Genomic DNA, 23,806 nt, shown 5'->3' on the forward strand with positions numbered 1-23,806 from the left:
TCAGGCTGCCGCGGTTTCGCGTGCTTTTACGTCCGCGCTGTCGTCCTGAGTCATTCGGTTCAGCTTCGGCGCGGTCAGCAGCATCAGGGCGGCGATGACCGCGGTGACGATACCGATCTGCAGGAACACATGACCGTACACTTCCAGCGACACCAGCGGATCGGTGACGTTTTCCGGTACCGCCATCAGGTTGGCGATTTTCCCGGCGATGATTGCCGCACCGGCGGTGGTGAGGAACCAGCTGCCCATAATGAAGCCCATCAGACGCTGAGGAACCAGCTGAGCGACCATCGCCAGGCCGAGGCCGGAAATCATCAGCTCACCGATAGACTGCAGCGCATAGCTCAGGATCAGCCAGTTAACCGAGACGATACCAGCGTCGCTGGCGAACTTCGCCCCTAAAGGCAGGACGAGGAACGCGCCGGAGCACAGCACCATACCGATAGCGAACTTGTGCGGCATCGGCAGGCGGTCGCCCATCTTGTTATAGATGGCGGCCAGAATAGGGCTACCAATCATGATCCAGAACGGGTTCAGCGCCTGATACTGTTCCGGCTCGAAGGCGATGCCGAGGATCGAGTGCTCCACGTTGCGGATAGCGAAGAAGTTCAGAGAGGTCGGCATCTGGCTGTACAGTACGAAGAAGACGATCGCTTCTACCATCAGCAGGAAGGCGACGATCATTTTCCGACGCGCGGCACCTTTCAGGCCCATCGCTTCTTTGGCGAAAATCACCACGATACCCAGCGCGATGACGCCCAGCGCCATGCGTGCGATACCCTGGTTGTGCAGCAGCCAGGTCGCGATAGCGACCAGCACCACCACGCCAGCGATGGTCGCCAGCAGTTTACCCATATGCACCGGGGCAAAGTCCGGTTTCGAACCGTACTGTTTCACCCATTTCTGGCAGAAGGCGAAGTTGATGATGGTGATCACCATCCCCACCACGCTCAGGGCGAAGGCGACGCTCCAGCCGAAACGCGCGGCCAGCCACGGAGTTGCCAGCATCGAGAAGAACGAACCGATATTAATGGACATGTAGTACATGGTAAATGCACCGTCCAGACGCGGGTCGTTTTTGTCATAGCAGGTAGAGAGCAGGGAAGACGGGTTGGCTTTAAACAGGCCGTTACCGACGGCGATTGTCGCCATACCCATATAGACGATAGCGGCGTCATGGCCAGACCAGGCGACCAGCGCATAGCCGATGGCCAACACGATAGCGCCCAGCATAATGACGCGTTTGGTACCCAGCACTTTATCGCCCAGCCAGCCGCCAATGGCGACCAGGCCATAAACCAGCGCGCTAAAGGAGGAGAACAGAGTAATGGAATCCGCTTCCGACATACCCAGCTGTTTTACCAGGTAAACGGCCATGATCCCTTGCAGGCCGTAGTAACCAAAACGCTCCCACAACTCGATCGAGAAAATGAGATAGAACGCGCGTGGTTGTTTGAAAGCGTTCAGACTCACGCTTTCTGCTGGTTTATTGTTTGCAGTAGACACATATACCTCTTTTTTTACATCCCATATTTACTGGGGGGTGTTCGGGGCGCAATCTCGTTGGACCGCCGCCTTTATAGTTATTCTTGGAGGGAAAACGGCAGGTAATGTTCACTATCCTGGCGCATCAGGCAAGGCTTTTGTAATAATCTGTTACACATAATCAGGGTGGCATAATGCTCCGGACATATGAATGTTATCCAGAGTTAAATTTCACCGTTACGTTATCGTTGATATTTTTATCTTTTTGATTGCCCGCTTTTCTTCAAAATGGCGATATATTCTGCTGATCGCGCAGTGAGGTAGTGATATGGTCCATTATCCTAAAAATTCATGGGCTATTATCCTGGCAATCTTTGCTCAGCCGTTGTATTACCTGACTTTAATTTCCATTTTTATAACATTCGTTCAACATTGAGTTGCGAGCATGATCTGGATCACAAATGTATAGAAATTTTGCGTTGATAAAAAATGAATGAGCTAGTTGTTTGTTATATAACCGGATAATTGCCCAGCAAAATGCAGTTTATGCGGTGTTAACGGCGGGTTAAATAGCTAAATACGGACCATAACCCAGAGTGAGGCTATGGTCGTGAGAAAGGCGCTCAGGCGTAGACTTTTTCTTTGAATTCGCAAAGGTCTTCAATCAGGCAAGAGCCGCAGCGCGGCTTGCGAGCGATACAGGTGTAACGGCCGTGCAGAATAAGCCAGTGATGGCAGTCGACCTTAAACTCGGCGGGAACGACCTTCAGAAGCTTCTCTTCAACCTGTTCGACGTTTTTCCCGGGAGCGAATTGCGTCCGGTTGCAAACACGGAAGATATGGGTATCCACGGCGATCGTCGGCCAGCCAAAGGCGGTATTCAGCACCACGTTGGCGGTTTTGCGGCCCACGCCGGGCAATGCCTCCAGCGCCGCTCTGTCCTCTGGTACCTCGCCGTTGTGCTGCTCCAGCAGGATACGGCAGGTTTTGATGACGTTTTCCGCTTTGCTGTTAAACAGGCCGATGGTCTTGATATAGGATTTCACGCCCTCCACTCCCAGCGCCAGCATCGCCGCGGGCGTGTTGGCCACCGGGTAGAGTTTGGCTGTCGCTTTATTGACGCTCACGTCGGTTGCCTGCGCCGAGAGCAGGACGGCAATCAGCAGCTCAAACGGCGAGCTGAAGTGCAGCTCGGTGGTGGGGTGGGGATCATTGTCCCGCAGCCTGGTCAGGATCGCCAGGCGTTTGGCTTTGTTCATGTTACGCTTTCCCTGTCGCGTCAGACGGGGCGACAGCGTCGGCCCGGGCCGCCTGCGCCTTCCGCTGCTTGCTACGTTCATCGATAAGGTATTTTACCGCCAGCATCATGCCGAGGCCAATAAAGGCGCCTGGCGGCAGCATAGCCAGCAGGAAAGGGGTGTCCGTATGGAAAACCTCGATGCGCAGCACCTTTGCCCAGCTGCCAAGCAGGCTGTCGGCGCCGTCAAACAGCGTGCCATTGCCGAGGATTTCGCGCAGGGAGCCCAGCACGAACATCGCGCAGGTGGCCCCCATACCGATAGAGAAACCGTCCAGCGCCGACAGCGCCGGCCCTTTTTTGGCGGCAAAGGCTTCGGCGCGGCCCACCACGATGCAGTTGGTGACGATAAGCGGGATAAATATCCCCAGCGACTGATACAGACCGAACGCATAGGCGTTGATCAGCATCTGCACCACGCTCACTACCGAGGCGATGATCATCACGTAGATCGGGATGCGGATCTCCGCCGGGGTCCAGCGGCGCAGGCTGGAGATGGTCAGGTTGGTCAGGGTCAGCACCAGGGTGGTCGCCAGACCCAGCCCAAGGGCGTTGGTGGCGGTCGAGGTGACTGCCAGCAGGGGACACATCCCTAACAGCTGAACCAGAGCGGAGTTGTTTTTCCACAGACCCTGGACGATGACGTCTTTAACTTCGCTCATGGTTACTCTCCACAGGCGCTGAATTCAGGAAGTTGCGCAGGCAGCGTTTGTGCATACAGGCCTGCGCGCTTAACGGCATTGACCACCGCCCGGGGGGTGATGGTGGCGCCGGTGAACTGGTCAAAATCGCCGCCGTCTTTTTTGACCGCCCAATGGCTGTCGCCCTGACCGTGGATGACTTTCCCGGCAAAATGGGTGATCCAGTCCGACAGGCGAAGCTCGATTTTATCCCCCAGACCCGGGGTCTCATGATGCTCGGTCACGCGGGTGCCGAGGACCGTGCCGCTAAAATCGGCGGCCACCAGCAGCTGGATCGCTCCGGAATAGCCGTCCGGCGCGGTGGCTTCCATGACCGCGCCAATCGGCTGACCGTTATTTTTGGCAATCCACACTTTATGCTGGCCTTTGCCCAGCGCCGGGGCGCTGACCAGATAGCAGCTCTTGAGCAGATCGTTATTATAGCGGTCGGCAGGTAAAACCTGGTCGAATAACGCTTTCTGCTGCAGGGCCGCCTGCTGGTCGATGGTGCTTTTGGTCAGCTCATTGATCGCCGCCGTTAGCCCGGTGGAGCCGGCGGCAAAAAGCGCCAGCGTGACGCCGTGTTTTCGCATCGTTTTTAACATCATCGTTCTCTCAACGGTGGCCATACACGCGCGGGCGCGTGTAGTAATCGATCAGCGGCACGGTAATATTCGCCAGCAGAACGGCAAACGCCACACCGTCCGGGTAACCGCCGAAGCTGCGAATAAGCCACACCAGCAGGCCGGCGAGGGCGCCGAAGATCAGACGTCCGCGGTTGGTTGTCGAGGCCGTCACCGGGTCGGTCAGAATAAAGAAGGCGCCAAGCATGGTGGCCCCGGAGAATAAATGCATCTGCGGCGAGGCCAGACTCTGCGGCGAGAAGATCCAGCCGAGGGTTGCGCACAGGCCAAGGCTGACGAGGAAGCTGACCGGTATATGCCAGCGGATCGCCTTCTGCCACAGCAGGAACAGACCGCCCGCCAGCCAGGCGATATTCACCCACTGCCAGCCCAGCCCCGCCAGAACGCCGCCGTAAACCGGCAACTGCAGTACCTGCTGGACGCTATGCCCGGAATGCAGGGAGGTTTTGAAAGTATCCAGCGGGGTGGCCTGACTGATGCCGTCGATACCCAGCCGCAGGGTGGCCATGTCGTCTCCGACGGCGGTATGACCGGTGAAGATCATCTGCAGCGTATCGCTGAACGTCGGGATATGGGCGGCAATCTCGTAAGAAGGCAGCCAGGAGGTCATCTGCACTGGGAACGAAATCAGCAGCACGACATAGCCGATCATCGCCGGGTTGAAAGGGTTATGGCCGAGTCCACCGTACAACTGCTTGGCGATCACTACGGCAAAGGCGGTGCCGAGCACCACCATCCACCAGGGGGCCAGCGGCGGAATACTCACCGCCAGCAGCAGGCCGGTGAGCAGGGCGGAGTTATCCCTCAGGGTGGCCGCAACAGGCTGTTTGCGCAGTTTGAGAATAGCGGCTTCCGTTGCCCAGGCCGTCAGGGCGGCGAGGACAATCTGCAGGACGGTGCCCCAGCCGAAAAACCACGTCTGGATCACAATACCAGGCACGGCGGCGAGCAGCACCAGCAGCATAATGCGCGAGGTCTGCCGCTGGTTATGGGTATAGGGGGAGCTTGCGATTCTGAAAACCATTTATTCCTCGTTAACTGCCTGCTGTGTTGCTTTGCGCGCCTGAACGCGAGCGATCGCCGCGGCGACGGCCGCTTTGCGTGGGTCGTCATTGGCTGCGGTTGACGCAATATCCGCCTGGGCAGCCTGCTGTTCGGCTTTGCGCGCTTTGGCGCGGGCGATAGCGGCCTCCACCGCGGCCTTGCGCGGGTCGACCGGCTCGGCTGGCGGGGCTTCCGCCGGCGCGGCCTGCTGTTCAGCTTTGCGCGCTTTGGCGCGGGCGATAGCGGCTTCCACCGCGGCCTTGCGCGGGTCGACCGGCTTGGCTGGCGGGGTTTCCGCCGGCGTGGCCTGCTGTTCGGCTTTGCGCGCTTTGGCGCGGGCGATAGCGGCTTCCACCGCCGCCTTGCGCGGGTCGACCGGCTCGGCCGCCGGGGTTTCCGCCGGCGCGGCCTGCTGTTCGGCTTTGCGCGCTTTGGCGCGGGCGATAGCGGCTTCCACCGCCGCCTTGCGCGGGTCGACCGGCTCGGCCGCCGGGGCTTCCGCCGGCGCGGCCTGCTGTTCGGCTTTGCGCGCTTTGGCGCGGGCGATAGCGGCTTCCACCGCCGCTTTGCGGGGATCGGCTGCGTCGGTCGACGGGGATTCTGCCGGCGCGGCCTGCTGCTGCGCTTTACGCGCCCGGGCTTCGGCCTTCCGCGCTTCGCGGGCGGCAATCGCCTCGCTGTTGTCCGGTCTGGCGCCGGCCTGAATCACGATAGGCTGCGCGGCGTCGCGCTGTTTATCACGTACCCGGGCCAGGGCGGCGTTAATCGCATCCTGATCTTTGGCGGCTGGCTGGACGGCGGCTTTTTTATGCCGCTCGGCGCGGGCCGCTTTCTCACGCTCCAGGCGCGCCTGTCGGGCCTCGAATCGCGCCTTGGCTTCCGCAGCGCGCTGCTCTTCCAGACGAATCGCCGCGATCTCGGCTTTCTCCTGGCGGAAGTACTGCACCAGCGGAATATTGCTTGGGCATACCCACGCGCACGCGCCGCATTCGATGCAGTCCGCCAGATTGTGAGCGGTGGCTTTATCGTGCTGCTGGCCTTTGCTGAACCAGTACAGCTGCTGCGGCAGCAGATCGGCCGGGCAGGCGTCGGCGCAGGCGCTACAGCGAATGCAGCCTTTTTCTTCCTGCGGCTCGCCCATTTCGCTGGCGGAGGGCGCTAAGAGACAGTTGGTGATCTTCACTACCGGGACGTCGAGCCCCGGCAGAGTAAAGCCCATCAGCGGGCCGCCCATGATCACCATCGGCTCAGCGCTGGCGCAGAATCCGGCGTCGTTCAACAGATGGCGCACCGGCGTGCCAAGGCGCGCCCAGACATTGCCCGGCCGGGTTACCGCCTCGCCGGTGAGGGTGACCACGCGCTCGGTTAACGGTTCGCCGTCAATTACCGCGCGTTTCACCGCGTAGGCTGTACCGACGTTCTGCATTAGCACGCCAATGTCCGAAGAACGACCGCCGTGCGGCACCTGTTTCCCGGTGAGAATCTGGGTGAGCTGCTTGGCGCCACCGGAGGGGTATTTGGTGGGAATCACGCGCAGCGAAATGCCATGGGCGTCGCAGAGTACAGCCCGCAGCATGGAGATGGCCTGCGGCTTATTGTCTTCAATGCCGATCAGCACCTCGTCAGGCTGCAGAATGTGGGCGAGGATGCGGATCCCTTCGACAATCTGCGCCGCGCAGTCCTGCATCAGGCGGTCGTCCGCCGTGATATAGGGTTCGCACTCGGCGGCGTTAATGATCAGCGTTTTAATTTTATCGCCGCCGCCGCGCAGTTTACTGCCGGTGGGGAAGCCGGCGCCGCCGAGGCCGGCAACGCCAAACTGGTGGATGCGCTCAATCAGCGCTTCACGTGTGCGGGTCTGGTAGTCGCTCCAGCCGTCGCGTTCGATCCAGCGGTCTTCGCCGTCGGCGTCAATGATCACGCTCATCTCCGCCAGCGCGGATGGATGGGCGGTGGTGTGCGGGGCGATAGCGGCAACGGTGCCGGAGGTGGGGGCGTGAACCGGCAGCATTCTTCCCCAACCGCGGGTTAGCGGCTGGCCGCGCAGCACCCGGTCGCCTACTTTGACGCACAGTTCGCCTTCGGCGCCGATGTGCTGCTTCAGCGGGATCACAAAGCGCTGCGGCAGGGAAACCTGGCGCAGCGGGGTGCCGTTTGACTGGGTTTTCATCTCCGGCGGGTGAATACCGCCGTTAAAATCCCAGACTTTGTCTTTTCGGAAAGCGGAAAATAGCTTAAACATGTTGTTCCACAGGAATATTTCGCACCGGGATCGTGTGCAGATCCCATTTCCAGGTCTCCGGGGTGGTCGCCACCGGAACGAGTGAAATGCACTGGGTCGGGCAGGGGGCAACGCACAGGTTGCAGCCGGTGCACAGGTCGCTCATCACGGTATGCATGGCGCGGGTCGCCCCGACAATGGCATCCACGGGACACGCCTGAATACATTTGGTACAGCCGATGCAGTTCGGCTCGTCAATCACGGCGAGCATGCGGGCCGGCTCGGCTGCCTGCTCGTCGCCGTCGACAGGCTGCGGGTCGACGTTGAGCAAGGCGGCGATTTTTAACATCACCGCTTCGCCACCCGGCGCGCAGCGATTAATTTTCTCACCCTGCACGCCCACCGCTTCCGCATAGGGGCGGCAGCCAGGGTAGCCGCACTGCCCACATTGGCTCTGCGGTAACAGTTCATCAATTTTTTCCACCACCGGGTCGTCCTGCACCGCGAAACGGCGCGACGCATACCCCAGTATTAAGCCGAAAATCAGCCCTAACAGGCTGATGGCGATCACGGCTATCCAGACTGCGCTCATTACAACTTCACCAAACCACTAAAGCCCATAAAGGCCAGAGACATTAAACCGGCGGTAATCAGCGCGATGGCATTACCGCGGAACGGCGCGGGGACATCGGCCACCACCAGACGTTCGCGGATCGCCGCGAACAGCACCATCACCAGCGAGAAGCCGACGGCGGCGGCAAAGCCGTACAGCGCCGACTGCAGGAAATTGTGGCCCAGGTTGATGTTCAGCAGCGCCACCCCGAGCACCGCGCAGTTGGTGGTGATAAGGGGCAAAAAGATGCCCAGCAGGCGATAGAGCGCCGGGCTGGTTTTACGCACCACCATCTCAGTGAACTGGACCACCACGGCGATAACCAGAATAAAGGCCAGGGTACGTAAATAAACCAGATTTAGCGGGATAAGGATCCAGGTATCAATCAGCCAGGCGCAAATAGAGGCCAGGGTCATCACGAAGGTGGTGGCGAGCCCCATCCCCATTGCGGTTTCCAGCTTTTTGGAAACCCCCATAAACGGACACAGGCCAAGGAACTTCACCAAAACGAAGTTATTGACAAGGACAGTACCGATAAAGAGCAGTAAATAATCAGCCATCATGCGACCTGAAACGAAAAAAAGCCGCTTATTATCGAATAAAACGATACCGGCGACAACAGGTTAAGTGTGGGGTTATTACGGATTAACAAAGGTCCGTTTTACCCGCTGTGAACGGCGAAAATAGGGCGCCAGCAGCGCGGCGGCCAGCAGCGGAAACAGTAGCTGACGCAGTGCAAGGACATCCGAAACGGGGGAGAAGGCAAACGCCTTTATCGCCAGCAGCAGCGTAATGAGCAGCCAGATAATATAGTGTTTCGGCACCAGCGAGCGCCGCTTGAAAAAGGCGATGGTCAGCCAGAGCGTATAAAACCACATGGCGAGGGCAAACAGCAACGAGGCGACCCACAGCGCCATGTGTCCGGTGCTCATGGCGCGCAGCAGGGCCCAGGTTTGCGGCGACATGAGGGCATTGGCAAAAAACAGCAGCGATAACGAGGCGCTCAGCAGCGCCACCAGCAACCAGGCCAGCGGTGCCAGCAGCCATCCGCCGATGCGTTCCGCAGATTGAGACGTCATGGTTCTCCCCTATTTAACGCCAGTATATAAAAGCAGGCCGGGAAGTATAAGCAACTGGCGTGAAGGATGACAGTCTTACTGCACGAATCGCCAAACGGATTTAGGCACCTGGCCCACATCGAACAATTTACCGCCGGAAACCAGCTCTGCCCGGCGGTGATCGGCGGCGCGATACATATTAACGATCTCTTCGGTGTCAGTCAGGGAGTAGTTAAGGTGATCAAATAGTTTTTCAAGACTTTCCAGCGAACTGATTTTGCGGAATTTTAATAAATAGTCCAGAACGGTCATTTTCGTATCCATTTTATAATCGGAATAATTACGTTGAATATTATCAGCATTCACTAAACCTACTCTCAACCAACGGCGCCTTCTGCCGGGGCCGCGTGGAATGTTTCAGGTTATATAAACCCATGACAAGGGGCAAAGCCAGCCTTGAAGAGCAGGGAGATGTTTAAGAATATTCTAAATCAGACCGGGCGCCGAATGGCGCCCGCAGGAGAAGATTAACGCTGTTCGCCGCGACTGGCAATAACAGATTTGTACCAATAAAAACTCTTCTTTCGTTTCCGTGCCAGATTTTGCTGGTGGTCCACATAGACAAAGCCATATTGCTTTTGATATCCGTTGAGCCAGCTAAGCAGATCGATAAACGACCAGGGATAATAGCCGCGAACGTCAGCTCCCTGCGCCAGCGCCTTTTCCAGAGCGCCAATATGGCTGCTCAGGTAGTCGATTCGCGGATCGTCGACCACCTCACCGGCAATAATCGGGTCTTTCGCTCCCAGGCCATTCTCGGTGATATAGATCGGGATATCGCCATAGCGCGCCTTGATCATCATAATGCCGTCGGTTAGCCCCTGCGGCCAGATCTCCCAGCCCCATTCGGTATAAGTGCTCTGCGGATTACGCACGAAATAGAATAACCCCTCCACGCCAGGCTCGCCGCCGGTGGGGATTTCGGGCGGCTGGGCGGATACCGTTTCCCGACGATAGTAATTCAGACCGATAAAGTCACAGCGGTTGTCTCGCAGCAGCGCGTCGTCGCCTGGAGCAAAGCGCGGTACTCCCCACAGGGCTTGAGTCTGCGCCAGCAGGGCAGCAGGATAGGTGCCTTTTAGCACCGGATCGTACAGCCAGTGGGTATGGATGGCGTCAGCCAGGTCGGTAGCCTGCCTGTCCGCCTCGCTGTCGGTGAGCGGGGTATGCGGCTGCAGCACATTGACGAAACCAATCTCGCCCGCCACGGCCATCTCGCGAAACGCCTTCACCGCCAGCGCATGGGCGATAAACACGTGATGACAGGCCTGGATGGCGCGCGCCGGATCGCGAACGGCCGGCGGATGCAGGCCGTTAATGTAGCCGTGGCCGATAAAGACGATGGTCTCGTTAAAGGTAGCCCACAGCTTCACCCGCGAACCAAAGCGGGCGTAGCACAGGCGGGCGTACTCGGCGAAGGCTTCGGCGGTGCTGCGTGCTTCCCAGCCACCCTCATCCTGCAGGGCCTGCGGCAGGTCCCAGTGATAGAGGGTAATCATCGGCTCAATATTATGCGCCAGCAGTTCATCGATCAGATCGCTATAAAACTGCACGCCTGCTTCATTAATCTCGCCGCGCCCGGTGGGCAGCAGGCGCGGCCAGGAGATGGAAAAGCGATAGCTCTGCAGGCCCATCTCGGCCATCAATGCCACGTCTTCGCGAAAACGGTGATAGTGATCGACGGCGATATCGCCGGTGGTCCCTTCAAAGGTGGTTCCCGGCAGGTGAGAGTAGATATCCCAGATTGACGGTCCTTTACCGTCAGCGTCGTGCCCACCTTCAACCTGATACGCTGCGGTAGCGGCACCCCATAAAAAATGTTGCGGAAAAGCGGCCATGAAAAAGCTCCCAGTCTGATGATAGAGGGAGTGTAATCAAAGCAAGGATAACTGTGCAACCGGTTTCTGAAACCGGTTGCACAGTTGCGAAGCGGGTCACTGTTTCACGGCGGCGCTACTTTGTCTGCACCACATCCGCTGGCGGTGGCGACTGGTAGTTATCAATATGGTGCGCGATAACCAAAAGCAGTGCGGAAATCCCAAAAACAATCCAGCCAATAAGTTCTACAATACGAGTAAAAACAGTCGTCATAACACTTCAATATCCTTTGAACACAGTGGGAAATGTTACTCTATGGTCAGCAGATCACAAGGGGTATCTGTCTGATTTTGCACGCATGCGTTAAAATCTTAAGTGAAAAAATGATAAGTTTTATTCACGTTTTGTAAGAATATTCTCATTAGTCAGATATTGACATCAGCTGAATAAGAGAGGCGGTTAAATGAGTGATGCGATCCGGGTGGGGCTGGTGGGCTATGGCTATGCCAGCAAAACGTTTCACGCGCCATTAATCAGCGGCACGCCGGGCCTGGCGCTGACGACGGTCTCCAGCAGCGACGCGGCCAAAGTTCATGCCGACTGGCCTGGCGCGAAGGTGGTCAGTGCGGCGGGTGAATTGCTGAACGACCCGGAGATCGATCTGGTGGTCATCGCCACGCCGAACGACACCCACTTCCCACTGGCGAAAGCGGCGCTGGAGGCCGGGAAGCACGTGGTGGTGGATAAACCCTTTACCGTGACACTGTCACAGGCTCGTGAGCTGGAGAGCCTGGCGAAGCACTGTGGCCGGGTGCTGTCAATATTTCACAATCGGCGCTGGGACAGTGATTTCTTAACGGTCAGAACGTTAATCGACGAAGGCCTGCTGGGAGAGGTGTGTTACTTCGAATCCCATTTCGACCGCTTCCGCCCGCAGGTACGCCAGCGCTGGCGGGAACAGGCTGGCCCCGGGAGTGGAATTTGGTATGATCTCGGACCGCATCTGCTCGACCAGGCGGTGGTGCTGTTTGGTCTGCCGGTGAGCATCACGGTGGATCTCGCTCAGCTTCGGCCCGGCGCGCAATCCACCGACTATTTTCACGCGGTGCTGGCCTATCCACAGCGGCGGGTGGTGCTGCACGGCACATTGCTCGCCGCCGCGGAGAGCGCGCGCTTTATCGTCCACGGCTCGCGGGCCAGCTTTATCAAGTACGGTCTCGACCCGCAGGAGGAGCGGCTGAAAAATGGCGAGCGTTTGCCGCAGGAGGACTGGGGGTATGATATGCGTGACGGTACCCTGACCCGCGCCGAAGGCGACGAACGTAGCGAGGAGACATGGCTGACGCTACCGGGCAATTATCCCGCTTACTATGCCGCTATCCGCGATGCGCTCAATGGGGTGGGAGAAAACCCGGTTCCGGCCAGCGAGGCGATTCAAATCATGAGCCTGCTTGAGCTCGGTATCGAGTCGGCCCGGCATCGCGCCACGCTCAGCCTGGTGTAAGAGATAGCCCGGCAGCGCGACTGCCGGGCCGGCTATCAGCCTTTAGCCACCCGCTGAATGAGCGCGGCTTTTTCCTGTTCGCTCAGAAACGCCTGGGTCAGACCATTGATCTGGGCCTGGCGGATCTGCTCCCGGCTCAGGCCCGCCGCCGGCGCCGCCACGGTGTATTCGTGGATAATATCGACCCCCTGGACCGCCGGATCGTCAGTGTTGAGGCTCGCCAGCACGCCGTGCTCAAGGAACTGCTTCAGCGGATGCTGGGCCAGAGAGGGTACGGTGCTGGTTTGCACGTTCGAGGTGAGACAGGATTCAATCCCGATGCGGTGCTCGGCCAGATAGTCCATCAGGGCGGGATCCTGTACCGCTTTTACCCCGTGGCCGATACGCTCGGCGCCCAGCTCACGAATGGCCTGCCAGATACTTTCCGGGCCGGCCGCTTCGCCAGCGTGAACGGTGATATGCCACCCGGCATCGCGGGCCTGGTTAAAATGACTGAGGAACAGCGCCCCCGGGAAGCCCAGCTCATCGCCAGCGAGGTCGAGGGCGGTGATGCCATCGCGGTGGGCGAGCAGCGCCGCCAGCTCTTCCTGACAGGCCGTTTCGCCAAAGGTGCGGCTTAAAATGCCGATCAGGCGGGCGTCGACCTGAAAATCGCGGCACCCCTCACGTACCCCGGCGATCACTGCCTCTACCACGCCGTCAACCGGCAGCTGGTGGGTCATCGCCATATAGCGTGGGGAGAAGCGCAGCTCCACGTAGTGCAGGCCATTGCGCGCCGCGTCTTCGACGTTCTCATACGCCACGCGACGGCAGGCTTCCAGCGAGGCCAGGACTTTCACCCCCCAGTCGAGCTTGGCGAGAAAACTGACCAGATCGGGCTCCAGGCTGGTGACCTGGACGTGGGGACGCAGCGTGTCAAGGGTGGTAGCGGGAAGGGTGATATTAAACTCGCGGCCAAGATCGAGGATGGTTTGGGCCCGGATGTTACCGTCAAGGTGGCGGTGAATGTCGGTTAATGGCAATGAGGAATCAATCATGGTCGCACTCTTTTTTTAGTTAAAGTGCACGTCATTATACAACATGAGCATAACTGTTTAAAAGCATTGAAAAAATCTATGCGATACAAACAGCTGGGGCAATCAGGTCATTTTTACGCGCTTTTTGACTGGCCCCTTCAAAACAGGGGCCGAATGTCATGATCGACGCGATCCTGACCAGACAAGAAAAGCACACGCGCTGACCGCGGCACCCGCAAGGCATACCGCCTGCCATCCCCAGTGGGAATAAAGCTGTGTGGCAACGATAGCCCCTGCCGCGCTACCCAGCGAATAAAAACACATGTAAGCCCCAACCAGGCGGCTTGCCGCTGCAGGCCTGGCGGCAATGATCAGGCTCTGGTTAGAGACATGTACGGCCTGTATCGCAAAGTCCAGCGCAATGACGCCAACTAACAGCCAGAGCAAAGAGGTTTCAACATAGGCGATAGGCAGCCATGAGAGAGCCAGCAGCGCCAGCGCCAAGCCGGTAGTACGCTGAGCCCATCCCTGGTCAGCCCACTTTCCCGCTCTTGAGGCGGCCAGCACGCCAGCGAGGCCGGCTAAGCCAAACATCCCCGCCTGGGTGTGCGAGAGGGAAAGGGCGGTAAGCGGCATGACCATAGTTGTCCATAGCATGCTGAAGGCGGCGAAGATAAGAAGCGCCAGGATGCCGCGCTTTCTCAGTTGCGGTTCAGTGATATATAGCTGAAACACTGACTTCAATAAGGAAAGGTAGGTGGACTTTTGTGGCTGCGATTGCTTTGAGGGCGAAGGCATGACCTTCCAGACGACACCGGCCATCAACAGCATCATACAGGCAGCCGTGAGATAAACGGCTCGCCAGCCGGCAATATCGGCTATCGCGCCTGAGATAAACCGAGACAACAGGATGCCTGAAACAATTCCGCTGGTCAGGGTACCCACCGCCTGGCCTCGTTTCTGCGGTGTCGCCAGTATTGCCACCCACGCCACCATCAACTGCACCACAACGGCCATCAGGCCAACGATCAGCATGGCGCCAAGCAGAGTGGCTATATTGGGGGATAACCCTGCTACAACTAACGCCGCCGCTGAAAGCAACAGCTGAGTCATCGCCACGTATTTACGGTTCAGCCAGTCCCCGAGCGGAACCAGGAACAGTAAGCCAATGGCATAGCCCAACTGCGTAGCGGTGATGACGCCGCCAATCATGCCTGGCGCCACCTTGAGGCTGACCGCCATCGAGTCGAGTAAAGGTTGAGCTGAATAAACGTTGGCTACCGCCAGCGCGCAGGTCAGTGAAAACAACGTCGTTATCCCTGCGGTGAGCATCGCGTCAGGGGCTGACGCGGTTTGAATGCCGTGGCCGGTACACCTGCTTGTCTTATCTTTCATAAGAGACCTTCTATCTGGTTGCTTTTTAAAACTCGTTTACCTATAGAAATAGCCATAGTGGTTTTTTTTTGCAACTGGTAAAACGGAAGATTAAGCTAGCATTAGTAGACAGATTGATGAGGAGCGCGCAGATGGCAAAACAGGAATCACTCAGAACCAGTGAATGTCCGGTGGCGAGAACGTTGGAATCCATTGGTGAACGCTGGTGCCTGATGATTATCCGCGAAGCATTTGACGATGTACGGAGATTCAGCGAGTTTCAAAAAAATTTAGGGCTGGCCAAAAATATCCTTGCCGCGCGCCTGAAGCACCTGGTCGAGATCGGTATTTTCGAGATTTTACCGGCATCGGATGGCAGCGCATATAAGGAATACGTCCTGACTGAAAAGGGGCGCTCCGTGTTTCCCATTGTTGTGGCGATGCGTCAATGGGGAGAGCGTTATATGTTTGAGCAGGGAGAAACCTACTCTGTCCTGCTGGATAACGAACACTGCCAGCCGCTTCAATATCTGGATGTGCGTTCCGCTCAGGGAGATAAATTGCAACCAGGCGACTGTCATCGCCGGCGCGTTGTATCAGATACCAGCGCCGAATAATGTCGTGAAGGGTTTGCGGGATTCTAGTGAGAATACGATCGTACCGCTAAAGGGTTGTGGAACAATCCTGACCTATTTTTTGCGCACTGCTTCTGATGCTAACTCCCCGGACGCGTAACAGTGACCCGCCGCCAGCCGCATAATCATTTACATTTATATTTTATTTGAATGTATTCATGTTACATATTAAATTCTGCTTACTTTATCGACGATGAGGCAGGGATGCGGATGTGGAAAGCGTAATCCATAATAATATTGAGGGTTTTCTGCTGTTGTTATTAAGCATGTGGCCCATTCTGCTGGTGGTATTCGTTGGCGTCGCGATCTCCTTCTATACCATGCTGTTACGCAAAACGGCGCTGGCCTGCCTGCTGTTCGCCGTCGCCATCGGCGCCGCAGGCTGGAGCTTTGCCTGACGCCAGGCCTCAGGGTTTATCCAGCAGGCTCATACTGGAGGTGGCGGCGCCATCATTCAGATTGGACGGCGAATGCCAGTCGCGACCCGCCAGGGCGCTGTCTCTCTGACCACTACTGGCGACGCTGTCCTGCTGCGTCGACAGCGTTGACCCTTCAAGCGCTTCCTCTGCCCCCGACTGGTCGGGCAGAGAACTGCTATACCCGCCATTATTCGAATACGTATCCATACCGTTGACTTCATTCGGCACCGTGTCGGTAGTGGTCCCGTCATCGTTAATGCAAAATGAGCCGCCGATGCCGTTAGGCTGACAGTCCGCGGCGAAAGTCGGGCTGGCCAGCGCGGTCAGCAGCAATAGCGGTAAGCTGATTTTCTTCATTTTCATCTCCATACGCAGCGTGGCCGACAGATGTTCTCAACTATAGAGGGGAGAGCGCGGCGGCAGGTAACAAAAATGTTTAATTTTGTAATAGCGGATGGTATCCGGCGCCCGTTTGCGTGGTCCGGGTGCAGCGGCTCAGCACAATGCGGTAATCAATTGTTAATTCAACGTAAAGGTTAATGAAAATTTAAGAGAAGGCCGCTATGTTGGCACAATCACACTTTCCATTAAGGATATTCCATGCGCGATAAATATTCCGGCCTGCAGATCGGCATCCACTGGCTGGTCTTTCTGCTGGTGGTGGTGGCCTATGCGGCGATGGAGCTGCGCGGATTTTTCCCCCGCAGCGATCGGCCGCTGATCAATATGGTTCATGTTTCCTGCGGAATCACCATTTGCGTGCTGATGGTGGCGCGTCTGCTGGTGCGGCTGAAAATGCCGACGCCGCCGATCGTGCCAAAGCCCTCACCGATGATGACTGGTTTCGCCCATCTCGGCCATCTGATTATCTATCTGCTGTTTATCGGCCTGCCGCTGATTGGCATGGTAATGATGTACTGGCGCGGGAATCCCTGGTACGCCTTTGGCCTGACGATGCCGTATGCTCCGCAGAGCGATTTTGAGCGGGTGGACACCCTGAAAGCGATCCATGAATGGTTAGCGAACGCCGGTTACTTCGTGATTGGCCTGCATGCCTTTGCTGCGCTGCTCCATCATTACTGGTGGAAAGATAATACCCTGCTGCGAATGATGCCCCGTAAGCGCTGAAGGGTTTGCTTCAACATTCAGACCCCGTCCCGAGACGGGGTTTTTTTTGCCTTTGTGGTAAATAAAATATAGTATACCCCCCTATATGATACGGAGGCGTTATCGTGCCACATTCACCTGAAGATAAAAAACGGGCGCTCAGCCGCGTACGACGCATCCGCGGCCAGGTTGAAGCCCTTGAACGCGCGCTGGAGTCCGGCGAGCCCTGTATGACCATCCTGCAGCAGATCGCCTCGATTCGCGGGGCGGCAAACGGTCTGATGGGCGAAATGGTGGAGATCCACCTGCAGGACGAGCTGGTCAGCGGCGACACCACCCCGGACCAGCGGGCCGCGAGAATGGCAGAGGTCGGTCATCTGCTACGATCCTATTTAAAATAACATCACGACGAGGAAGAGACAGTTATGAAATCACGCGCAGCAGTGGCCTTTGGCCCCGGTCAGCCGTTAAAAATCGTAGAGATTGACGTCGCGCCGCCGAAAAAAGGCGAAGTTCTGGTGAAAATCACCCATACCGGCGTGTGCCATACCGATGCTTTCACCCTTTCCGGCGACGATCCGGAAGGGGTCTTCCCGGCGGTGCTGGGCCATGAAGGCGGCGGCGTGGTCGTGGAAGTGGGCGAGGGCGTCACCAGCCTTAAGCCGGGCGATCATGTCATCCCCCTGTATACCGCCGAATGCGGCGAGTGCAAATTCTGTAAGTCGGGTAAAACCAATCTCTGTCAGGCGGTGCGCGCTACCCAGGGCAAAGGGCTGATGCCGGACGGCACCACCCGTTTCTCGTATAACGGCGAACCGATTTATCACTACATGGGCACCAGCACCTTCAGCGAATACACGGTCTGCGCTGAGATCTCGCTGGCGAAAGTCAATCCGCAGGCGCCGCTGGATAAAGTGTGTCTGCTGGGCTGCGGCGTGACCACCGGTATCGGCGCGGTGCACAACACGGCGAAGGTTAAGGCCGGGGATACCGTCGCGGTCTTTGGTCTGGGCGGCATCGGCCTGGCGGTGATCCAGGGCGCTGTGCAGGCGCAAGCCGGGCGCATTCTGGCAGTCGATACCAACCCGGATAAGTTCACTCTCGCTAAAGAGATGGGGGCTACCGACTTTATCAACCCCAACGACTACGATAAGCCGATTCAGGATGTGATTGTTGAGCTGACCGACGGCGGGGTGGATTTCAGCTTCGAGTGCATCGGTAATGTCAATGTGATGCGCGCGGCGCTGGAGTGCTGCCATAAGGGTTGGGGCGAGAGCGTCATTATCGGCGTGGCCGGCGCCGGGCAGGAGATCAAGACCCGTCCGTTCCAGCTGGTGACAGGCCGCGTGTGGCGCGGCTCCGCCTTTGGCGGCGTGAAAGGCCGTAGCCAGCTGCCGGGAATGGTGGAAGACGCGATGGCGGGTAAAATTCGCCTCGACCCGTTTATTACTCATCGCCTGCCGCTGGAGCAGATTAACGAGGCCTTTGACCTGATGCATGAAGGCAAATCGATTCGCACCGTGATCCACTTTGGCGACCAGTAATCACTAACGCGCAAGGCGTTTCGGCAACAGCATAAAAGGGCCCGGATGGGCCCTTTTGCTTAAGTCAATCAGTGATGGTCAGGGAGCGCGTAGGCGATAATGTAATCGCCGCGATCCGGAGACTGACGGGCGCCGCCCGCATTGATAATGATGTACTGCTTACCGGTTTTCGGCGACACGTAGGTCATCGGGCCTGACTGGCTGCCAACCGGCAGACGGGATTTCCAGATCTCCTTGCCGTTAGCGGTATCAAAGGCGCGCAGGTAGAAATCCTGAGTGCCGGCGAAGAACAGCAGCCCGGACTGCGTCGCCAGCGACGCGCCAAGGGTCGGCATACCGATCGGAATCGGCATGTGCATGCGGATCCCCAGCGGCCCGGTATCTTCTACGGTACCTACCGGCACCTGCCACACCAGTTTCCCGGTTTTCAGATCCACCGCGGACATGGTGCCGAACGGCGGCTTCTGGCACGGAATGCCCAGCGGCGACAGGAAACGTTCGCGCATGGCGCCAAACGGCGTGCCTTCCATCGGCACGATGCCCATCTCGATGCCGCTGGCGTCTTTCGCCACCTTCTCGCGCGGCACCATATAGTTGGCGAGACCCAGACGCATATCGTTAACGAACATCAGGCTGTTGTTGGGATCCACCGAGACGCTGCCCCAGTTCATGCCGCCAAGCGAGCCCGGGAACTGCAGGGAGCGGTCTTCTCCCGGCGGGGTAAAGACGCCCTGATGGCGCATCTCTTTGAACTGGATACGGCACAGCAGCAGGTCGATCGGCGTCGCTCCCCACATATCGGACTCGGTCAGCGTCTGGTTACCGATCATCGGCATTCCCACCGAGTAAGGCTGCGTCGGCGAGTAGCGCTCGCCTTTGACATTGCCCACCGGCACCGGCCGCTCTTCCACTTTCGCCACCGGCTCGCCGGTTTCGCGGTTGAGCATAAAGATCATGCCCTGCTTGCTGGTCTGCACCAGCACCGGGGTGGTGCCGCCCTTGCCGTCAGGCAGATCGTACAGCAGCGGCTGAGACGGCAGGTCAAAGTCCCACAGGTCGTGGTGGGTGGTCTGGAAGTGCCAGCGTACCTGGCCGGTAGCGGCATCCACGGCGACGATGGAGGAGCTGTATTTATCGTCCAGCGCGGTTCGTTCGCCGCCAAAGAAGTCAGGCGTAGCGTTACCGGTCGGCAGATAGATCAGGTTCAGCTTCGCGTCGTAAGACATCGCCGACCAGACGTTCGGCGTGCCGCGCGTATAGGTCTGGCCCTCCGGCGGTACGCCGGTCAGCGCCGGATTACCCGGATCCCACGCCCAGGCCAGTTTACCGGTGTGGACGTCAAACGCACGGACCACCCCCGGCGGTTCGCCGGTAGAGTAGTTATCCGCGACGCGGCCGCCGACCACCACCACATCACCCGCGACCAGCGGGGTGGAGGTCTGCTGATAGTAACCTGCTTTGACTTCGCCCATCCCGACGCTAAGGTCGACAATACCGCGATCGCCGAAGCTCTCGCACAGTTTGCCGGTGTCGGCATCAATGGCGATCAGGCGGGCATCGATCGTCGGCAGGAACAGACGACGGGAGCAGGCGGCAGGCTGGGCGCCTGACGCTGGCGTCGTCTGCGCCTGGCTGTCTTCGTAATAGCCTAAGCCGCGGCAGCGCTGCCAGTTGGGCGAAGAGGATTTGGAGTCATAGCGCCATTTCTCTTTGCCGCTGTCGACATCCAGCGCCAGCACTTTGCTGTAAGGGGTACAGACATAGAGGGTATCGCCAATCTGCAGCGGGGTATTCTGATCTTCCGCGCCGGAGCCATTGCTCTGTGGGATATCGCCAGTATGCGCCACCCAGGCTACCTGCAGCTGGTTGACGTTTTGCTTGTTGATTTGATCCAGGGCGGCGAAGCGGTCGCCGTGGGTGGTGTTGCCCCAGTGCGCCCAGTTTTTCTGCTCTTCGCCCGGCGCGACGGGTTTCACCGGCACCGCTTCCGTGGCGCTGACCAGCGGTTCGGATTTAAACATCCAGCCAAAGCTTCCCGCCAGCGCCACGGCGAGCACGGCGGCGATGGCAAAAGCCGGGCCTTTTTTCGTCGGCGAGCTGGCAAGGAAAGGCCAGACCAGGGCGGCGAGGAAGGCCAGCACGCCAAGGGCGAACAGACGCGAGAAGAGCGGCCAGAAGTTCCAGCCAGCGTCGCCGATCGCCCAGATCACCGAAGCGATAAACGCCACGGCGTACAGCAGAATACCCCCGCGGCGGCGACGGAAAATCAGCACCGCCGCGATAACCATCACCACGCCCATCAGCGCGAAGTACAGCGTGCCGCCGACGAGAGCCAGTTTTGCCCCCAGAATACCGATAGCCAGACCGATGATCAGCATCAGTCCGGCGAGAAGCCACTGCAGGATCCGGGGGAATCCGCGCGGCGCGTTGCCAGTTGTCATGAAATCTCCTTAACCACACCAGCCACCTCAGTGCGAACCAAATGAAACAAAGTTATTTTGTTTTATTTTTGAATGAAGTGGTTTGTATCTTCATAAAGCCAAGTTTATTGCCTGTTTTGATTTCGTATGAACCATTTGGTGAAATCGCGATATGATAGATCTGTTAAAGAAATTTGCGCAAATGTTAATAAATAATTTCGCACTAAATGATTATTTTGCTGAATGTGACGCAGTCAGCGTTGGCTCCCCGGCCGCTACGGGCCGGGGGATCAGCGGATCAGGCAGGCATTGATTTACGAATAGCGCTGAGCAGGGTTTGTGTACCGGGGGTCAGCGTCGCATCGACGCGGGTTAGAATACCGATGGGCTCCCCGGCGCCCTGGGTGGCAATCGGCAGGGCGGTCAGTACGCCACGGCGAAGATCGTCTTTCACCGCGCCGGAAGGGACGAACCAGACATAGTCAAAATCGACCGTCAGCTGGCGCGACAGTGAAGCGGAGAGGGTCTCGATGCAGCCGGCGGGCATTTTACAGCCCTGGCTCTGGAGCAGCGCTTCGGCGTTTTGCCGCGGCACGGTGCCCTTTGGCGAGACCACCACCGGCCACTCCATCACCCGACTGAGGGTCACGGTCTCCTGCAGCAGAGGATGTCCCGGGCGTACCACCAGCTTAAGGGATTCCAGGAACAGCAGTTCGTAATGCAGCCCGCTCATCAGCTCCGGATCGGACATCCGTCCGATGCCGATGTCGATCTCCCCGGATTTTAACCCGGCGAGCAGCATGGTGTTGTTCATGGTGGCGACCTGCAGCGTGATATCTTTTTGCTGCTTATGGAACTGGCCGATCACCGTCGGTAGGATCCCCAGCGCGGCGGTAGGCAGCGCGCCGATGCGCACGATATCGTTATTCAGGCCCTCTTTACGGTTCAGCGCCTGGCCCGCCGAGTTAAGGGCATCAAGCACTTTCACGGCATGAGTCAGAAACTGTTCCCCGACCAGCGTCAACTGCGCCCCCAGACGTCCCCGCTCAAACAGACGGGTACCGGTCAGCTGTTCAAGCTCGTTAAGCGTTTTTGAAAGTGCTGGCTGGCTCAGATTTAAAGTTTCAGCCGCGCGCCCCAGCGTTCCCTGTTGAGCGACGGCCACGAAGGTGTGTAGATGGCGCAAGCGAATGCGCTGACTGAAGAGACCATTTTTTTCCATAGTAAGATGATGTTAAAAACACAGCGGTGAAAGAGACAAGCGGCCTTGTTTAAATTTGATAACCAGATAGCAAAATATTATTAACATTTGAGCTGATTACATTACAAGATCTTTCCCTATGGTTTAACACGCCGTCGCCCCGGCTGTACGGGGCGACGGCGGTGGTCAGCATGGCCGCTAGATATCGAAAAAGACGGTTTCGTTCTCGCCCTGCAGATAAATGTCGAAACGATAGACCACTTCCGCACCGCGAACCTCGCGCTCGGCGATTAAGGTTTTGCGTCTCACCTCCCATTCGATGAGATTCAGCACCGGGTCGCTGGCATTGGCCTCGTGCTCATCGGCGAAATACATCCGCGTATTCAGGCCAATGTTGATCCCCCGCGCCACCACCCACAGATTGACGTGCGGCGCCATCAGACGGCCGTCGCGGCCAACCACCGCGCCGGGCTTGATGGTTTCAAAGCGCCAGACGCCGGAGGTGAAGTCAGAGCAGGTGCGCCCCCAGCCGCGAAAGCCTGGGTCGACCGCTTTCTGCTGCTGACGGTCCTCAGGATGGTTATAGCGTCCCGCGGCGTTAGCCTGCCAGATCTCCAGCAGCACGTCGCGGACCGGAGTCCCGGAGCCGTCGATAACCCGGCCTTCAATGGTGATCCGTTCCCCGACCGTATCGGCGGTGGTGAGAACCGGACCAAAATTTTTTTCAAAAATATGAAAACCCGCCGCGTCCGGTGCCAGACCGATATGAACATAGGGTCCCGCAGTCTGCGAGGCGGTTTCAGGCAGATACTCTTTCATCGGGCGGCCCCCTGAGTGCGATTTTCAAACAGCGTGGCGCGATGGCCGCGCAGAACAAGGTCGAAGCGGTAGGCCAGACAATCCAGCGGCACGGCGGCGTGCATGTCCAGCTCGGCGATCAGGGTGCGCACGGCGTCGTCATTATTAATGGTCCTGACGATCGGGCACTGCTTGATCAACGGGTCGCCTTCGAAATACATTTGGGTGATCAGGCGCTGGGCCCAGGCGTCGCCTGAAAGCGAGAAATGAATATGCGCCGGACGCCAGTCGCTGGCCTGGTTGCGCCAGGGGTAGGGGCCGGGCTTGATGGTGCGAAAACAGTAATAACCGTTCTCGTCGGTCAGCACCCGACCGCAGCCGCCGAAGTTCGGGTCAATCGGCGCCAGATACTGATCTTTTTTATGTCGATAGCGGCCGCCGGCATTGGCCTGCCACACTTCCACCAGGGTGTTTTTCATTGGTCGGCCGAAACCATCCCGCACATAGCCGTGCACAATGATCCGCTCGCCAATCGGCAGGCCTTCTTTGGCATAGTTAAGGATAAGGTCATTATCCAGTGGTCCCAGGTCGTCGCGGCTAAACACCGGGCCGGTGATCTCTGACAGCGAGTTCTGCAGGGAGATTAGGGCGTTTTTCGGGGAGCGCAGGACGCTGGTTTTATAGCCCGGGGCGTAAGCGGGCGGGTGACTACTGTAATCGCGATGGATAACCTCGCGCGGGGACCATTTATCGTTCATCGGGTACTCCGTATAGAGGGTAGAGAGGCATGTTGTTGTAATGTCGCCAGAAACAGTGTGTGTAAATATATTGTTAATTTAAAGTGAAATTACCGGGTGTTTTTCATAAC

General features: G+C 58.0%; 25 protein-coding genes. 6 read left to right on the forward strand and 19 right to left on the reverse strand.

The annotated features are described in order from the left end of the window. From dtpA to blr, 12 genes are all read right to left on the reverse strand, one after another. Complete coding sequence (gene dtpA / locus GT756_RS09480) at nt 1–1,506, reverse strand: dipeptide/tripeptide permease DtpA (protein ID WP_004202855.1); 1,506 nt, start codon at nt 1,504–1,506, stop codon at nt 1–3. Between the two features lie 602 nt (nt 1,507–2,108). Continuing rightward, nucleotides 2,109–2,744, reverse strand: a complete 636-nt coding sequence (nth, locus tag GT756_RS09485) for an endonuclease III (protein ID WP_004202854.1) — start codon at nt 2,742–2,744, stop codon at nt 2,109–2,111. A gap of 1 nt (nt 2,745) precedes the next feature. Beyond that, nucleotides 2,746–3,444, reverse strand: coding sequence for an electron transport complex subunit E (locus GT756_RS09490; protein WP_017900824.1), 699 nt, complete (start codon nt 3,442–3,444; stop codon nt 2,746–2,748). A gap of 2 nt (nt 3,445–3,446) precedes the next feature. Beyond that, on the reverse strand, nt 3,447–4,067 hold the full coding sequence (gene rsxG, locus GT756_RS09495) for an electron transport complex subunit RsxG (RefSeq protein WP_064183401.1): 621 nt from the start codon (nt 4,065–4,067) through the stop codon (nt 3,447–3,449). A gap of 10 nt (nt 4,068–4,077) precedes the next feature. Continuing rightward, complete coding sequence (gene rsxD, locus GT756_RS09500) at nt 4,078–5,130, reverse strand: electron transport complex subunit RsxD (protein ID WP_049004654.1); 1,053 nt, start codon at nt 5,128–5,130, stop codon at nt 4,078–4,080. After that, entirely contained in the window at nt 5,131–7,392 is a 2,262-nt protein-coding gene (rsxC, locus tag GT756_RS09505; protein WP_065877553.1) for an electron transport complex subunit RsxC, read from the reverse strand. Further along, nucleotides 7,385–7,963, reverse strand: coding sequence for an electron transport complex subunit RsxB (rsxB, locus tag GT756_RS09510; RefSeq protein WP_004202846.1), 579 nt, complete (start codon nt 7,961–7,963; stop codon nt 7,385–7,387). The genes rsxC and rsxB overlap by 8 nt, the downstream gene beginning before the upstream one ends. After that, complete coding sequence (gene rsxA / locus GT756_RS09515) at nt 7,963–8,544, reverse strand: electron transport complex subunit RsxA (RefSeq protein ID WP_002907658.1); 582 nt, start codon at nt 8,542–8,544, stop codon at nt 7,963–7,965. Before rsxA ends, rsxB begins: the two co-directional genes overlap by 1 nt. A gap of 78 nt (nt 8,545–8,622) precedes the next feature. After that, nucleotides 8,623–9,063, reverse strand: a complete 441-nt coding sequence (locus GT756_RS09520) for a DUF2569 domain-containing protein (RefSeq protein ID WP_004202845.1) — start codon at nt 9,061–9,063, stop codon at nt 8,623–8,625. Between the two features lie 75 nt (nt 9,064–9,138). After that, nucleotides 9,139–9,354, reverse strand: a complete 216-nt coding sequence (gene ydgT / locus GT756_RS09525) for a transcription modulator YdgT (protein WP_004202843.1) — start codon at nt 9,352–9,354, stop codon at nt 9,139–9,141. 215 nt (nt 9,355–9,569) lie between these two features. Beyond that, nucleotides 9,570–10,940, reverse strand: coding sequence for a GH1 family beta-glucosidase (locus GT756_RS09530; RefSeq protein WP_060655927.1), 1,371 nt, complete (start codon nt 10,938–10,940; stop codon nt 9,570–9,572). Nucleotides 10,941–11,055: 115 nt separating this feature from the next. Beyond that, nucleotides 11,056–11,193: a division septum protein Blr gene (gene blr / locus GT756_RS09535; RefSeq protein ID WP_012541534.1), complete on the reverse strand. Its 138-nt coding sequence runs from the start codon at nt 11,191–11,193 to the stop codon at nt 11,056–11,058. Between the two features lie 190 nt (nt 11,194–11,383). On the opposite strand from blr, the gene GT756_RS09540 reads away from it, so the two are divergent. Beyond that, on the forward strand, nt 11,384–12,424 hold the full coding sequence (locus GT756_RS09540) for an oxidoreductase (protein ID WP_160124725.1): 1,041 nt from the start codon (nt 11,384–11,386) through the stop codon (nt 12,422–12,424). A gap of 35 nt (nt 12,425–12,459) precedes the next feature. Here the strand turns inward: GT756_RS09540 and add are convergent, their stop codons facing one another. After that, nucleotides 12,460–13,461, reverse strand: coding sequence for an adenosine deaminase (gene add / locus GT756_RS09545; RefSeq protein WP_101993352.1), 1,002 nt, complete (start codon nt 13,459–13,461; stop codon nt 12,460–12,462). A 156-nt stretch (nt 13,462–13,617) separates the two neighbouring features. Continuing rightward, nucleotides 13,618–14,772 carry an MFS transporter gene (locus GT756_RS09550; RefSeq protein ID WP_160124810.1) on the reverse strand — a complete coding sequence of 385 codons (1,155 nt, stop codon included), beginning with the start codon at nt 14,770–14,772 and terminating at the stop codon, nt 13,618–13,620. Between the two features lie 194 nt (nt 14,773–14,966). Between GT756_RS09550 and GT756_RS09555 the strand changes: the two genes are divergently transcribed. Together GT756_RS09555 and GT756_RS09560 are read left to right on the forward strand one after the other, a co-directional pair. Beyond that, nucleotides 14,967–15,431, forward strand: coding sequence for a helix-turn-helix domain-containing protein (locus GT756_RS09555; RefSeq protein WP_017900466.1), 465 nt, complete (start codon nt 14,967–14,969; stop codon nt 15,429–15,431). Nucleotides 15,432–15,661: 230 nt separating this feature from the next. Continuing rightward, on the forward strand, nt 15,662–15,847 hold the full coding sequence (locus GT756_RS09560) for a hypothetical protein (protein WP_004202827.1): 186 nt from the start codon (nt 15,662–15,664) through the stop codon (nt 15,845–15,847). Nucleotides 15,848–15,856: 9 nt separating this feature from the next. On the opposite strand, the gene GT756_RS09565 is transcribed toward GT756_RS09560, so the two are convergent. Then, a complete protein-coding gene (locus tag GT756_RS09565) occupies nt 15,857–16,225 on the reverse strand; it encodes a hypothetical protein (protein ID WP_048294964.1) in 369 nt (122 codons plus the stop codon). 243 nt (nt 16,226–16,468) lie between these two features. Between GT756_RS09565 and cybB the strand changes: the two genes are divergently transcribed. The 3 genes from cybB (at nt 16,469) to GT756_RS09580 (ending at nt 18,519) form a co-directional block, all read left to right on the forward strand. Further along, nucleotides 16,469–16,996, forward strand: a complete 528-nt coding sequence (cybB, locus tag GT756_RS09570) for a cytochrome b561 (protein ID WP_032456162.1) — start codon at nt 16,469–16,471, stop codon at nt 16,994–16,996. 104 nt (nt 16,997–17,100) lie between these two features. Next, complete coding sequence (locus tag GT756_RS09575; protein ID WP_004202822.1) at nt 17,101–17,376, forward strand: metal/formaldehyde-sensitive transcriptional repressor; 276 nt, start codon at nt 17,101–17,103, stop codon at nt 17,374–17,376. A 24-nt stretch (nt 17,377–17,400) separates the two neighbouring features. Beyond that, on the forward strand, nt 17,401–18,519 hold the full coding sequence (locus GT756_RS09580; RefSeq protein WP_004202819.1) for an S-(hydroxymethyl)glutathione dehydrogenase/class III alcohol dehydrogenase: 1,119 nt from the start codon (nt 17,401–17,403) through the stop codon (nt 18,517–18,519). 68 nt (nt 18,520–18,587) lie between these two features. On the opposite strand, the gene GT756_RS09585 is transcribed toward GT756_RS09580, so the two are convergent. The 4 genes from GT756_RS09585 to pcaH form a co-directional block, all read right to left on the reverse strand. Next, nucleotides 18,588–20,960: a membrane-bound PQQ-dependent dehydrogenase, glucose/quinate/shikimate family gene (locus GT756_RS09585; RefSeq protein ID WP_160124726.1), complete on the reverse strand. Its 2,373-nt coding sequence runs from the start codon at nt 20,958–20,960 to the stop codon at nt 18,588–18,590. Between the two features lie 277 nt (nt 20,961–21,237). After that, nucleotides 21,238–22,161, reverse strand: a complete 924-nt coding sequence (locus GT756_RS09590) for a LysR substrate-binding domain-containing protein (protein WP_004143800.1) — start codon at nt 22,159–22,161, stop codon at nt 21,238–21,240. Nucleotides 22,162–22,338: 177 nt separating this feature from the next. Further along, complete coding sequence (pcaG, locus tag GT756_RS09595; RefSeq protein ID WP_004202817.1) at nt 22,339–22,959, reverse strand: protocatechuate 3,4-dioxygenase subunit alpha; 621 nt, start codon at nt 22,957–22,959, stop codon at nt 22,339–22,341. Further along, entirely contained in the window at nt 22,956–23,696 is a 741-nt protein-coding gene (pcaH, locus tag GT756_RS09600) for a protocatechuate 3,4-dioxygenase subunit beta (protein WP_004202816.1), read from the reverse strand. The genes pcaG and pcaH overlap by 4 nt, the downstream gene beginning before the upstream one ends. Nucleotides 23,697–23,806: the final 110 nt, after the last annotated feature.

Source organism: Klebsiella sp. Q2, assembly GCF_009900705.1.
Taxonomy (GTDB): Bacteria; Pseudomonadota; Gammaproteobacteria; order Enterobacterales; family Enterobacteriaceae; genus Klebsiella; species Klebsiella quasipneumoniae.